Source organism: Butyricimonas faecihominis, from assembly GCF_033096445.1.
GTDB classification, from domain to species: domain Bacteria; phylum Bacteroidota; class Bacteroidia; order Bacteroidales; family Marinifilaceae; genus Butyricimonas; species Butyricimonas faecihominis.
In genome coordinates, this window is sequence record NZ_AP028155.1 from 3,429,292 (window position 1) to 3,443,871 (window position 14,580).

General features: G+C 36.0%; 14 protein-coding genes. 13 read left to right on the plus strand and 1 reads right to left on the minus strand.

What is annotated here, in order from left to right; all coding sequences use genetic code 11:
* Window positions 1-10: 10 nt before the first annotated feature.
* A complete protein-coding gene (gene carA, locus R8806_RS14160) occupies window positions 11-1,093 on the minus strand; it encodes a glutamine-hydrolyzing carbamoyl-phosphate synthase small subunit (protein WP_118305207.1) in 1,083 nt (360 codons plus the stop codon).
* Between the two features lie 245 nt (window positions 1,094-1,338).
* Between carA and R8806_RS14165 the strand changes: the two genes are divergently transcribed.
* The 13 genes from R8806_RS14165 to ade all read left to right on the plus strand — a co-directional run bounded on the left by R8806_RS14165 (window position 1,339) and on the right by ade (window position 14,577).
* Entirely contained in the window at window positions 1,339-1,818 is a 480-nt protein-coding gene (locus tag R8806_RS14165) for an arginine repressor (RefSeq protein WP_124318395.1), read from the plus strand.
* A gap of 84 nt (window positions 1,819-1,902) precedes the next feature.
* Complete coding sequence (panC, locus tag R8806_RS14170; protein WP_151411731.1) at window positions 1,903-2,742, plus strand: pantoate--beta-alanine ligase; 840 nt, start codon at window positions 1,903-1,905, stop codon at window positions 2,740-2,742.
* 12 nt (window positions 2,743-2,754) lie between these two features.
* Window positions 2,755-3,105: an aspartate 1-decarboxylase gene (panD, locus tag R8806_RS14175; RefSeq protein ID WP_117721181.1), complete on the plus strand. Its 351-nt coding sequence runs from the start codon at window positions 2,755-2,757 to the stop codon at window positions 3,103-3,105.
* A gap of 1 nt (window position 3,106) precedes the next feature.
* Window positions 3,107-3,604: a D-glycero-beta-D-manno-heptose 1-phosphate adenylyltransferase gene (rfaE2, locus tag R8806_RS14180; RefSeq protein ID WP_229782964.1), complete on the plus strand. Its 498-nt coding sequence runs from the start codon at window positions 3,107-3,109 to the stop codon at window positions 3,602-3,604.
* 568 nt (window positions 3,605-4,172) lie between these two features.
* Window positions 4,173-5,654 carry a lipopolysaccharide biosynthesis protein gene (locus tag R8806_RS14185; RefSeq protein WP_087419268.1) on the plus strand — a complete coding sequence of 494 codons (1,482 nt, stop codon included), beginning with the start codon at window positions 4,173-4,175 and terminating at the stop codon, window positions 5,652-5,654.
* Window positions 5,655-5,717: 63 nt separating this feature from the next.
* Window positions 5,718-6,152, plus strand: coding sequence for a dUTP diphosphatase (dut, locus tag R8806_RS14190; protein ID WP_087419267.1), 435 nt, complete (start codon window positions 5,718-5,720; stop codon window positions 6,150-6,152).
* Between the two features lie 10 nt (window positions 6,153-6,162).
* Window positions 6,163-7,899 carry a tetratricopeptide repeat protein gene (locus R8806_RS14195; RefSeq protein ID WP_124317993.1) on the plus strand — a complete coding sequence of 579 codons (1,737 nt, stop codon included), beginning with the start codon at window positions 6,163-6,165 and terminating at the stop codon, window positions 7,897-7,899.
* Window positions 7,889-8,743, plus strand: a complete 855-nt coding sequence (locus R8806_RS14200) for a DUF4292 domain-containing protein (RefSeq protein ID WP_124317994.1) — start codon at window positions 7,889-7,891, stop codon at window positions 8,741-8,743. The genes R8806_RS14195 and R8806_RS14200 overlap by 11 nt, the downstream gene beginning before the upstream one ends.
* Window position 8,744: 1 nt before the next feature.
* Window positions 8,745-9,935 (plus strand): murein hydrolase activator EnvC family protein, encoded by a 1,191-nt coding sequence (locus R8806_RS14205; RefSeq protein ID WP_124317995.1) that lies wholly within the window; start codon window positions 8,745-8,747, stop codon window positions 9,933-9,935.
* Between the two features lie 191 nt (window positions 9,936-10,126).
* Complete coding sequence (locus tag R8806_RS14210; protein WP_124317996.1) at window positions 10,127-10,525, plus strand: ATP-binding protein; 399 nt, start codon at window positions 10,127-10,129, stop codon at window positions 10,523-10,525.
* A gap of 7 nt (window positions 10,526-10,532) precedes the next feature.
* A complete protein-coding gene (ybeY, locus tag R8806_RS14215) occupies window positions 10,533-10,961 on the plus strand; it encodes an rRNA maturation RNase YbeY (protein ID WP_124318316.1) in 429 nt (142 codons plus the stop codon).
* 2 nt (window positions 10,962-10,963) lie between these two features.
* Entirely contained in the window at window positions 10,964-12,847 is a 1,884-nt protein-coding gene (gene mnmG, locus R8806_RS14220; protein ID WP_124318315.1) for a tRNA uridine-5-carboxymethylaminomethyl(34) synthesis enzyme MnmG, read from the plus strand.
* A gap of 113 nt (window positions 12,848-12,960) precedes the next feature.
* Window positions 12,961-14,577: an adenine deaminase gene (gene ade / locus R8806_RS14225; protein WP_151411734.1), complete on the plus strand. Its 1,617-nt coding sequence runs from the start codon at window positions 12,961-12,963 to the stop codon at window positions 14,575-14,577.
* The last annotated feature ends 3 nt before the right edge of the window (window positions 14,578-14,580 follow it).

A 14,580-nucleotide genomic window follows, 5' to 3' on the forward strand; every position in this document is an offset into this window, starting at 1 on the left:
TTCCTTTCAATTATTTCTTCGATGTTTTCATTGCAGCAATGAAATTGTCAAAAAGAAACTCCGTGTCCACGGGGCCACTTGATGCCTCCGGATGGAATTGAGCCGAGAAAAAAGGTTTTTTCTTGTGCTGAATTCCCTCGTTTGTACCGTCATTTACGTTCACGAACAACGGTTCCCAGTCAGCGGGAAGTGTTGTCTCATCTATCGCGAACCCATGATTCTGGGAAGTAATATAACAACGGGTTCCACCGGGGTTCATGACCGGTTGATTGTGACTTCTATGTCCATATTTTAATTTATAGGTAGAGGCCCCGGCAGCCCTTGCCATGAGTTGATTTCCCAGACAAATACCCATGATAGGGGTATTTCCTTTCAATGCTTTCCGTATATGCTCTATCGTTTCCTCGCAACGAGAGGGGTCTCCCGGCCCGTTAGAAAGAAAGATACCATCGAATTTTTCCTTCGTGAAATCATAATTCCACGGAACTCGTTTCACCGTAACATCCCGTTTTAACAAGCATCGCAATATATTGTTTTTTACCCCGCAATCCACCAGAACCACTTTATATTTCCCGTTTCCGTATTCCATGATCTTTTTCGTGGAAACCTCGGCAACGATGTTATCTTTATTCGGATCATAATAGGGTATGTCTTCATTGTCAAACAGTATTTTACCCAACATTGCTCCATGATCCCTTAACTTTTGAGTCAATGCCCGGGTATCTATACCAAAAAGCCCCGGAATCTGTTGTTCTTTTAACCAATCTCCGAGACTTTTTTGTGAATTCCAATGACTATACCGGGAAGAGTAATCCGAAATGACCAGTGCCTTACAATGGATTTTGTCCGACTCGAAGAACTTGGATATTCCGTCTCGCTCGTCATCGACCGGAACCCCGTAATTTCCGATCATGGGATAAGTCGGAACCAGAATTTGCCCCTTATAAGAAGGGTCTGTTAAGCTCTCCGGATACCCGGTCATTGCCGTATAAAAAACAACTTCCCCGGACACCGATTTCTCGTAACCAAAGGAAGTTCCCTCATAAACTGTCCCGTCTTCTAAAACGAGACGGGCTTTCTTTAATTCATGCATATTTATTCAATCAATCAACTATAAATTAAATTTTATGCAAAAATATGGTGAATATATGAATTTACAAAGCATATTTATGAAAATAAATATTTTTAAGATTATAGGGACATCAACACACCGTATTCTAAAACTTATCAAACCATTATACTCCCCAGATAAGTGCAAATACCCTCTCTTTATTTTATATCCCCGTATTGAATATAAAACAAATTTCCCTAACTTTGTGAGGCGTAATATAAACACCTATGAGAAATAAAACGAAACGCCTGTTGGCCATTCGAAAGCTTATTGAGAACGAACAGATCTGCTCGCAGGAAGAATTATTGTTCAGACTGAAAGAGCTAAACGTAGAGGCAACGCAAAGTACATTATCACGCGATCTTAAATTCATGAGAGTAGCTAAAATACCTCATAAAGATAAAGGTTACATATATATTATCCCGGACAGTATTCAGAATGAACAAGCCGATGAAAAAGCCTCCGCCATCGTGACGGATTCTATTTCAAGCATTGATTTTTCAGGAAATATTGCCGTGATGAAAACTCTTCCCGGATATGCGAAAGCCGTGACCGTTCTGATTGATAATGAAAATTATTTTGAGGTACTGGGAACTATCGGTGGTGACGATACAGTTCTTATTGTCATGCGGGAAGGCGTTACCCATAACGAGTTGCTGGATGCTCTCTCGTCTATACACGCTAATATTCATTCACTATTTAAATAATCATTTTGAATTTTCAACTTTCAATTTTGCATTATATCGAAAATAGTTTGTAAACTTGCACCCCGTATTTTCAAGAATATAAGCATGAATATTATAACTAAGAAAACGGAATTAAGCACCGTTATCGAGAAGTTGAAAAGTGAAGGGAAAACGGTGGGTTTAGTACCAACGATGGGTGCACTTCATGAAGGTCACATATCCCTCGTGAAAGCATGTAAAAAAGGAAATGATATTGCCGTGGTCAGCGTGTTCGTGAACCCGACGCAGTTTAATGATAAAGAAGATCTGAAACGTTATCCCCGTACTTTGGACAAAGATGTCACTTTATTGGAAAAGAACGGATGTGATTACGTGTTCGCTCCCAGCGTGGAAGAGATGTACCCGGAAGAAGATACCCGTGTATTTAACTTCGGATACGTGGAAAGCGTCATGGAAGGAGCAAGACGTCCGGGACATTTTAACGGCGTGGGACAAATTGTAAGCAAGTTATTTGACATCGTGCGACCACACCGGGCATATTTCGGGATGAAGGATTTCCAACAAATTGCGGTGATCAAAAACATGGTGAAACAATTACATTATGATTTGGAAATTGTTCCATGCCCTATCATCCGGGAAACAGACGGGCTGGCCATGAGTTCCAGAAATACTTTATTGGAACCGGAATACAGGAAAAATGCCCCGCATATTCACAAAGTACTCGAAGAGGCCACTCATTTAACTTCTCAAATGAACGTGGAAGAATTAAAAAAATGGGTAGTGGACGAAATTAATAAAAACCCTTATCTTAAAACTGAATATTTTGAAATAGTGGACGACACGGAACTAAAACCTATTCAGGACTGGAAAGAAAACAATGTAAAAGTTGGATGTATAGCGGTTTATGCCGGTAAAATCCGATTAATTGATAATATTGTATTTTAAACTAACACGAAGATGTTTATAGAAGTAGTAAAATCTAAACTTCATAAGGTTACCGTTACTGATGCTAACCTTCAGTACGTGGGCAGTATCACTATTGATGAAGCTCTGTTAGAGGCAGCTAACATGATCGAAAATGAAAAAGTTCAGATCGTGAATATTAACAATGGTGAAAGATTCGATACCTATATCATCAAAGGAGAACGCGATTCGGGTATTATTTGCCTAAATGGCCCGGCAGCACGTAAATGTGCCGTGGGTGACGTGATCATTATAATCTCATACGCTTCAATGGATTTTGAAGAGGCTAAATCACACAAACCTACATTGGTTTTCCCGGACACCGCAACAAATAAACTTATTTGACATGATCATGGATTATTTACCACTTATCGAGAAAAAAATCGCACACACGGCGAAAGAGGCTGAAAATATATTGAGTCTGTGGAGATTCAAAGATGACAAGATCGTTTTCACAAACGGTTGTTTTGATATTCTCCATAAAGGACATATAGAATATCTAGCCAAAGCGGCCTCTCTGGGAACTAAATTAGTGATTGGATTGAACACGGATGATTCTGTAAAACGGTTAAAAGGTGATTCCAGACCCGTAAACGACGAGAATGCCCGGGCATTATTATTAGCTTCCCTCACATTCGTTGATAAAGTGATATTTTTCGATACAGATACACCCCGTGATCTAATTGATTTCGTTCAACCGGACGTGTTAGTAAAAGGAGGAGACTATAAACCTGAAGAGATTGTAGGTTACGATATAGTAAAGGCCAAAGGGGGAGAAGTGATTACTATTGATTTTATCGAAGGATATTCAACTACCGCTACAATCGAAAAGATGAACAAATAATCGTGTATTTCTCTTATAGGAAGTAACACGTTCTGTCATAAAAAATTGGAAATAGAATATAATGAATTTCTATTTCCAATTTTTTTTATATTCTACCTGTTAGTAACTGTTAGTATCTCGTGTATTGATGGTGGAATAAAAAAGAACTAAAAAGAATAACTTTATTTTGATTTCTCGATTTCGAATTCAAGTAATAATAGAATTAAAAAATGCAAGAATAGTTATTCAAATTATTCCAATTCCTTTCTACAAAATACTAACATCAATTCACGGGAATTTCATCGAATACTTTTCCAAAGCCTGTTTTACTAACAATTGTGGATAACTCAAAAATAAATCTCATTATCAATGATTAATAAAATTATAACCTGTGAATAACTCTTCACTCCATAAATAATAACGATTAAAACAAAAGAATCGCTTATTTTTTATACCAAAAACTCACAGCCTATCATAATACTCATATTTCTTTTTAAAAAAAATAAAAGATAATATATATATATGATATTGTTGTTGGGAACTTGTTACTTTTGTCTGTTGAATCATATTTGATAAAGACAAAGTTATTATGAATCCTTTAAAGAAACTAATGGGGGAAACTGTGATTTATGGTTTCTCGACAATACTCGGACGGTTTATAAATTGGTTGCTGGTTCCACTATATACTAGGGTACTTTCTCCGGTTGATAATGGTATATTCACGAATTTGATGGGGTATGTTGCTTTGTTAGTTGTATTGTTGACTTATGGCACAGAAACAGGGTTCTTCCGCTTTGCAACTAAAGACAATAAAGACCGGGTGTTTTCGACTTTGTTGACCTCTTTACTCTTTACTTCGACTTTGTTTTTATTACTCTGTTTTTCGTTTCTCCCGCAAATTGTTAGTTTTCTTGAGGTGGGGAATCATCCGATTTACTTCGTTTTATTGATTGTAACGATCGCAATTGATGTGGTGAGTACTTTGCCTTTCGCTCTATTGAGAATGGAAGGGAAAGCCCTTCGTTTCGGGGTTATTAAATTCGTGAATATACTCATTAACGTGGGGTTGAACTTGTTTTTCTATTTGCTCTGTCCGTTTTTGGAGAAGAAAGGGATTTCTGTTCCTTTCTATCAAGCTGATGGTGGGGTAGTTTATATTTTCATTTCCTATTTGGTTTCTTCTGTTTGCACGCTGGTAATGTTGTTTCCTTATATTTTCCGGTTCAAATTTGTTTTCTCGTTCTCTTTGCTGAAAGATATTTTGAAATATTCATACCCGATCTTGATCGTGAGTGTTGCCGGGATGATTAATTTACAGGGAGATAAGATTTTGATGCCTAAAATTTTAGGAGATGGGGAAGAGGCTTTGGCTATAACCGGGATATACGGGGCAAGTTATAAATTGGCTTTAGTGATGTATATTTTCACGCAAGGTTTCCGTTTCGCTTTCGAACCTTTCTTTTTCAATTACGCCAAGCATAACGATTCCAAGAAAATATATCAGGATGTATTGCTCTATTTTACCGGATTCGGTTTAATGATCTTTTTAGGGGTTATGTACTTTTTGGATGTATTAAAATATTTCTTGGGATCAGAATATTTCAGCGGGTTGACGATATTACCTTGGGTATTGATGGCTAATTTGTTCCAAGGAATTTACTATTCGTTGTCATTGTGGTATAAATTGACGGATAAAACGATATACGGGGCTTACATGGCGATTATCGGTTGCGTGATCACGATAGGAGGAAACGTGATTTTCTTGCCGAAAATAGGTTTTATGGCTTCTGCCTATTCCGTTTTCACGTGTTTTTTGGTTATGACGATTTTATCATTTATCCTAGGAAGACATTTTTACAAGATCAATTATGATATACCTAAGATTATTTTCTATTTTGCGATTTGTTTATTGTTCTATTTTGTCGGTGGATATATAAAATTTGACAATAACTTGGTAACTTGTTTGGCTCGTTTACCGTTATTCGTACTCTTCGTATATATTTTTATAAAAAAAGAGATGAGTTTTTTGCTGACAAAAGATTTTATGTACAAGTTAATTCATAAAAAATAGCTATCTTAGCGCAATTTATGGGAGTAGTTAAAAATGTGATTAACATTCAAAGTTACAGAGAGAATGAAGATTAAAATAGTGAATAAATCGAAGCATCCGCTTCCGGAATACAAGACAAAATCATCTGCCGGTTTAGATATACGGGCTAATATTGATGAACCTATCATGTTGAAATCGTTGGAAAGGAAACTTGTTCCGACGGGTTTGTTTATCGAATTACCTGATGGCTACGAGGCTCAGATGCGTCCAAGGAGTGGATTGGCTTTAAACGAAGGAATCACTTTACTGAATACCCCGGGAACGATTGACGCTGATTATAGAGGGGAAATCGGAGTTATTTTAGTGAATTTGTCTCATGAAGTAACACAGATTAATGACGGGGACAGAATTTGCCAGATGGTGATTAATAAGGTTGAACAGGCTGAATTAATTGAAGTGGAGGAATTGGGCGAGACGGAGAGAGGGAGAGGAGGTTTCGGTCACACGGGTAAACAATAAATCATTTATAATGACTAAACTAGGTCGATTATTATTTGTTTTTTTATTGCTTTTGTGTACTACTCAGCTTTTTGCTGATAAAAAGAAAGTGGTAGAACCTACTTTAGAAGGTGAGGCTAAAGTACAGTTCGATTATGCTTTCATGGAAGGGGTACGTTGTAAGGTTTTAGGTGACTTGAAATCTGCTATTGCCTATTTCGATCAGTGTATGAAAATTTATAACAAAAGTGCTGCGGTACGTTATGAATTATCCAGTATATTGGTATTAGGAGAGGATTATACGTTGCCTTTACAACTGATGCGGGAGGCCGTGGAATTGGAGCCGACAAATATTTGGTATAATTTGTTGTTGGCTAATATTTTGCAGAGAAAATCAATGATTGAAGAGGCGTGTAAGGTATATGATAAATTGATATTATTACATCCCGAGAGAGAGGATTTTTACATCGTGGAGACTGATTTGTATTCTTCTGTTGAGAAGTGGGATAAGGCTATAAACGTGTTGGACCGTTACGAGAAACAGTTTGGAATAAGTGAGCCGGCTATTATTGAAAAGGCTAAATTATATTCCAAGATGGATGATGTAAAGAATGCTTCGGCGGAAATCATGAAGTTGGTGAAAAAATATCCTGAAAAAACAGATTATTTGGGTTTATTAGCCGAACTGTATTTGTCACATGATCAAGAGAAGAAAGGTCTTCAGTTATTGAATAAAATCGTAAAAAATGATCCGGATAATGGTTTTGTGCGGCTTTATCTAGCTGATTATTATCGTACAAAGAATGATACTTTAAACACGGAAAAATATATTCGTTCGGCCTTATTGAATGATAAGGTTGAAAATGGATTGAAGGTTCAATATTTGCTGAAGTTATTAGTTAACCAAAACGATGCGAATATTTCTTTGGATCATATCTATTCCTACGTGCAATTATTGTTAGAGAAATATCCTGAAGATATAGCCGTTAGGACTTTGAATGCTGATTTTCTGAAACGGTATAATAAACTGGAGGAATGTAAGGGTGAACTGGAATTTCTTATTTCTAAGGAAAAGAATAATTATTTGGTTTGGGAAGAGTTGTTGATGTTATATAATCAATTGGAAGACACGGCTGCCATGTATCGTGGAGGGTTGGAATGTTTGAAATATTTCCCGAATGAGCCGTTACCCTACGTGATGATCAGTTTGCCTTTACTGATTCGGAAAGATTTAGAGCGAGCAAAGGGATATTTGGAACAAGGACTTGCCTTGTCTCCGGATAATTCTCCTATTAAGGCTCAGTTTTTTGCCTATCTTGGTGAGGTATATTATAAACAGGATCGTGTTGAACAGGCTTTTGCCATGTTTGACAGTACTTTGTTGATAAATCCGGGTGATATAATGACATTAAATAATTACAGCTATTATCTTTCATTACGAAATGAGCATTTGGATAAAGCTGAAAAAATGATTTCAACGGCATTGAGTGCTGATCCGAATAATTCGACTTTTTTGGATACTTATGCATGGGTTTTGTTTAAAAGTAAAAATTATTCTTTGGCTAAATTTTATATGCGTTCAGCTATTGAGAACGAGAAGAACCCAAGTGGAGTTTTATACGAACACTATGGAGATATTTTATTCATGAACGGAGAAAAGGAGGAGGCTGTGAAAATGTGGCAGAAAGCATTGGAATTTAGAGATGAAGAATGTGGTGATTTAAAATATAAGATAGAGAATGGTTTACCGGTAGATCATGAGAAGTAGTTGTGTTTTATTATTGATTTTGTTGTGTTTCGTGTCGTGTAGATCCGTGAAGGAGATTACGGAAAGTCGTAGAGATTTACCGAATATTACCGAAGGAAAATTGTTTAAAAATATTATTTCTAACGAGTTAGATTATAATACGATATATGCGAAAAAGGTTGATTTATCTTTGAAAGATAACAAGAATTCCCATAGTCTTAAAGCTATTTTAAGAATACAAAGAGATAGTTTTATATGGGTTTCAGTTAGTGCCTCTTTAGGAGTTGATGTGGCTAGACTACTATTAACCCCGGACAGCGTGAAATTTATCAGCCCTAGAGAGAAAAAATATTTTGTTTCTGATTATAGTTATTTCGCAGAACGTTTTGACGTGGGTTTGACATTTGATTGTTTTCAACGGATACTGACAAATCAATTCTTTGATTTTGAATCTTGTACCACGGAGGCTGTACGGGGAAAGCGTTATAAATTTGATAAGTCGGGTAACGATTATGTATTGTATAGTTTGGAAGAGAAAGCATTGGGGAGAAAATTGAAGAAATTATACAAGAAGAGGAGAAAGAATAAAGAATTTTCTTTAGTGTTACAGAAAATACATATTGATCCGGATTGTTTCAGACCTAATGCTGTTTCTATCGAGGATTTGGAAGAGGGTGTCGGAATGAGCGTGAAATACAAGTATATAAAGGATTTTGGTGGGAAATTGTTTCCCGGAAAAATAACTTTTAATGTATTTTCGGATAATGATAATTGGGAAGTTATATTGAATTTTGACCGGTTGGAATTTGACGTGGAAGTGTCACCTAATTTTAAAATACCTAGTAAGTATAAAAGAATGTATTAGCATGGATATTTGTCGTAACATATTAATCGTGATTTTCTTGTTTTCTTTCACTTTTTCTTACTCGCAGTCGATTGACGCGATTAAAAAGAAAAATGAAAAGACGGAGAAGGAAATTGCGTATTTGAATAAGTTACTGGAAAATGCCCGTAAAGATAAATCTTCCACTATACAGAAAGTATCGATCATCAACCAAAAAATCAGTAAGGGAAAAGAGATGATTCAATCTCTCACGAACGAGGTGAATTACCTTGATGGTCAGATTAAAAAGAATGAGTCTGTTAAATCTGGTTTGGAATCCGATAAACAACGGATGCTGGAATTCTATTCTAAGATGGTGTACGAGACTTGGAAGAAGAGGAATGAATCGGATAAATTAATTTATATATTTTCTTCTTCGAGTTTTGCCCAGGCTTATGCCCGGTATAAATATTTTGAACAGGTTCAGGATTATTCCAAGCGGCAGATTCAGTTAATTGAACAGACAAACGACTCATTGACCGCTATTAATAAAGAATTGAGTAAATTGATGACTCTGAAAAGTGAAACACAGTTTAAAATTACCTCTCAAAATAATCAATTGATCCGGGAACAAAATGAGGCGAACACGTATATAGCGGATTTGAAGAAAAAGGAAAAAGAACTCCTTCGAAAGTTGAATATTGAGATTAAGAACAGAGAACGTTTTAAAAAAGAATTGGAGAAACTCATTGCTGTTCAGGCTAAAAAGTCGGGAAGTAAAAATTCTACATATAAATTAACACCAGAAGAGAAACTTATTTCCGACGATTTCGCTAAAAATAGAGGAAAGTTACCTTGGCCTGTTGAACAGGGATTTGTGTCGGAGAAATTCGGGGTGAATGTACACCCTGTTTTTAAACAGGTGAAGTTAAATAATGCAGGAATTACTATTACGACATCCCGGAATGCTGATGTTAGAGCGGTATTTAAGGGTGTGGTGACGGAAATAATGTTTATCCCGGGGGATAATAACGTTGTGATTGTGCGGCATGGAAATTATCTGACGGTGTATTCGAACTTGGTGGAGATATTTATTAAGAAGGGGGACACCGTCAATGTGAAACAAAAAATTGGCAAGCTGGCTGTGAGTAGTGGTAATAACAGTACGTTAAATTTTCAAGTTTGGAGAGATAAAGACAATTTAGATCCACAATTATGGTTAACGCCTTGGTAGAGTAGGAGTATGTTTGAAAGATTAATAATATACTTTATTGGTGGTTGGTATTTAAAAATATTTTACTTACATTCGCTAGACGGTAGATAGTGAGAATACTGCTTTTTATAGCTGCGGAATATGAGTAAAATGGTGAGTAAAAAAGGCTTGGTTATGATTGCGATGATCGTTATTAATTATTTGAAATTGCGATGGACAAATTAGAGTTTTCGATTGCCTCTGAAATTGGTAATATCGTTAAAGTTGAGAACTTTATCGATTATTTCTCGGATGTTTATAATGTCGAACCGGATGTGTTCGGCAAGATAAGTTTGTGTGTTATTGAAGCTGTTAATAATGCAATTCTTTACGGAAATAAACTGGATTCTTCAAAGTATGTTAAGTTTTTGGTTTATGAAGAAGAAAAGCGTTTATTCGTGGCCGTGAAAGACGAGGGAGAAGGTTTTGATTATTCTTATATCCCGGACCCTACTTTACCGGATAATATAGAAAAAGATGCAGGACGTGGTCTTTACCTGATGAAAACGCTTTCTGATGATTTGATTTTTGAAGATGGTGGATCAAAGGTGACCATGGTTTTCAATTTATAATATATAGATGAGCGAACTTCTTTTTTTTAATGAGGAATGTGATATTCCTTCTTTTTTTAATGAAGAGAGAGTGAAACAATGGCTACAAGCTGTTGCTGATGATTATTCGTTTCAATTAGGAACGATCTCTTTTATTTTTTGTAATGATGATTATATCCTAGATGTAAACAGGAAATATTTGAATCATGATTATTACACCGACGTTATTACTTTTGACTACTCCGAGAGAAAAATATTGTCAGGTGATGTTTTTATCAGTCTTGATACAGTTCAATCCAATGCTTTAGAATTCAATACAACTTATGAAGATGAATTACATAGGGTTGTCGTACACTCTGTACTTCATTTAATAGGTTTTAAAGATAAATCAGATGCTGACGCGAAAGAGATGCGTCAAAATGAAAATCATTGCTTAGAATTGCTTAAAATGATATAATTATGTCACAATTACTGCCCGTATATGATGTTATTGTAGTAGGGGCCGGACACGCTGGTTGTGAGGCAGCTTGTGCTGCAGCTAATTTAGGATCAAAGACACTACTTATTACGTTGGATATGAATAAGATAGCGCAAATGTCTTGTAATCCGGCTATGGGTGGTATTGCTAAAGGTCAGATTGTTAGAGAGATAGACGCTTTAGGTGGTGGATCTGGCATTGTAACAGATAAAAGTACAATCCAATTTCGTATGCTGAACCTGTCTAAGGGACCTGCTATGTGGAGTCCAAGGGCTCAGTGTGATCGAATGATTTTTTCTGCCGAATGGAGAGATAGGGTAGAGCATACTGATAATCTGGATTTGTGGCAGGATGACGTGATCGAACTTCTTTTGGATAAAGGGCAGGTTACCGGGGTCAAAACTAGATTAGGGATTTCTTTTAGTTCCCGTCGAGTGATTTTGACTAATGGTACCTTTTTAAACGGTCTGATGCATATCGGACGGGTTAGCTTTCCCGGTGGTCGAATTTCAGAACCGGCTACTTATGGTTTATCCGATCAGTTGAAAGAATATGGTTTTGCAGTCGGGCGGATGAAAACGGGTACTCCGGTTCGTATAGATGGTCGAAGTATTGATTTTTCTAAATTAACCCGTCAAGATGGAGATAATGATTTCCATAAATTCTCTTTTCTGAGTTTCGCGTATACGAATTCACTTGAGAAGAGACCTTGCTATATTGCCTATACGAATAAAGTCGTACATGATATTTTACGGGAAGGATTTGATGATAGTCCTTTATTTAATGGTACGATAAAAAGTATAGGTCCTCGTTATTGTCCGAGTATAGAAACTAAATTAGATACTTTTTCAGATCGAGATAGTCATCATTTGTTTTTGGAGCCGGAAGGGGAGAAGACAACCGAATATTATTTGAATGGATTTTCTTCTTCTTTACCTTGGGATATTCAATTGCGGGCATTGAGAAATGTGGAGGGTTTTGAGAATGTAAAAATTTTCAGACCGGGTTATGCTATCGAGTATGATTTTTTCCAACCTACTCAATTGTATCCGACTTTAGAAACAAAATTAATCAAGGGACTTTATTTTGCCGGACAAATAAACGGGACTACCGGATATGAGGAGGCAGCGGCTCAAGGATTGATGGCCGGAATAAATGCCCATCTTTCACTTCATGAAAATAGAGATTTCGTACTGAATCGAGATCAGGCTTACATTGGGGTACTGATTGATGATTTAGTTACAAAAGGGGTAGATGAACCTTACCGTATGTTTACTTCTCGTGCGGAATATAGAATTTTATTGAGGCAGGATGATGCGGATGCCCGGTTGACTCCTTTAGGATATTCTTTAGGTCTTGTGAAAGAAGATCGTTTTGCCGTGTTTGAAGATAAAATTTTGAAACGTGATCGGTTGATGGATTTTGTTACTAATTTTAGTATTTCACCCGAAGAAATTAATCCGACTTTAGAAAGTTTAAAATCTTCGCCTATCCGCCAAAAAATAAAATTGATTGATATTATTTCGAGACCGCAGGTAACCATTCCTAAAATTGTAGATTCAATTCCTTCTTTGAAAGAATTTATTTTTGATAATAATTTGCGGGAAGAAATCATAGAAGCTGCCGAAGTTTTAATTAAATATTCGGGATATATCGAGAGAGAAAAATTAATAGCTGATAAATTGAATCGGTTAGAAAATTTAGTTATTGCGAATAAATTTAATTATATGGAGATAACTTCTCTCTCTTATGAAGCTCGTCAAAAATTGACAAAGATTAATCCGAAAACTATTGGACAGGCATCACGTATTACAGGAGTATCACCTTCTGACATCAATGTTTTATTGATTTTATTGGGAAGATAAAAGAAATGTTTCACGTGGAACATTGAAAATAGTGCGAAGGGTACTATTGAATAAATTCGGGTAAAAAGGTATATTTGTAGGATAAAAATTACAAACAAAAACCGAGGTATAAAATGGAAATTATTGAAGGGAATTTAATTGATGTAGAAAACAGGGAATTTTATCCTTGCGCTATATCTATATCTGAAGGAAAGATCATAAATATAGAAAGGAATTCTAATTCGTATGATCAATATATTTCGCCGGGATTTATAGATGCGCATGTCCATGTGGAAAGTTCCATGTTAATGCCTGTCGAGTTTTCCAAATTAGTAATTCCGAATGGAACAGTGGGAGTGGTTGCCGATCCGCATGAAATTGCCAATGTTTTAGGGGTAGAAGGGGTCGAATTGATGGTGAATAATGGAGAAAAGGCACCTTTAAAATTCTTTTGGGGTATTCCTTCATGTGTTCCCGCAACTTCATTCGATAAACCGGGGTCCATTTTATCTATAGAAGATACGAATAAATTAGCAAAAACCGGAAAGTTTACGATGCTTTCTGAAGTCATGAATGTACTTGGGGTTATAAATAATGACCCGGATGTCATTGGAAAAATAGAAATAGCCAAAAAATACCGATTAAAAATAGATGGTCATGCACCGGAACTCGTGGGTGATCTATTGAGTTCATATATTACTCATGGTATAGAAACCGATCATGAATCTTCGACCATAGAAGAGGCAGAAGAGAAAATTTCGAAAGGAATGCACATTATGATCAGGGAGGGAAGTGCTGCTAAAAACTATGATGCGTTAAAATCATTGATTGCTACACGTACGGATAGCGTCATGTTTTGCACGGATGATTCACATGCTGACGACTTATTAAATGAAGGTCATATTAATAAAATTGTCAAAAAAGCATTGGCTGATGGCTTTGGTATTTTTGATATTTTGCAGATTGCATGTCTTAATCCGGTACGTTTTTATAATCTAAATATAGGAACTTTGCATGTTGGGGATAGTGCGGATTTCATTATTCTGGATGATATAGAATCTTTGAATATACGTTCTACTTATATTCGTGGGGAGGTAGTCTATGGTGAAAACTGTTCTAAAAATAATCCGGTTTGTGATGTACCTTTATTAAATAAGTTTCATCATGATGAAATAAGTTTATCTGATCTCCATACTAATGTTTTTGGAGATGTTACCTGTATTCAAGTAAAACCTGATAGTCTTTTGACAGACCGTAAAACCCTTCATTTCGATGAAAAGATAGAAAATTTTCAATCGGATTTAGATAAAGATGTTTTGAAAATAGTTTATTTAAATCGTTACTTTAATTCTAAACCGCAGGTCGGTTTTATTTCGGGTATCGGTTTAAAGCGGGGAGCTTTTGCTTCTTCTATATCACATGACTCGCATAATATTATTGCGGTGGGTTGTACCGATCAAGATTTAATGCTTGCTATAAATGAATTGATAAAGGAAAAAGGTGGCTTAACCGTGAATGAAGAGGGCAAATTACACTCTTTACCCCTTCCTATCGGTGGTATTATAAGTGATAAAAGTGGGAGAGAAGTGGCAGATCGCTACATGAAATTAAATGAAATGCTTTTAAAAATGGGAACACCGCTAAAGTCTCCTTTTATGACACTTTCATTTATGGCATTAATTGTTATACCTACTTTAAAAATAGGAGAAAAAGGTATATTTGATTTTGAGAAGTTTGATTTTGTGAAATAGTAT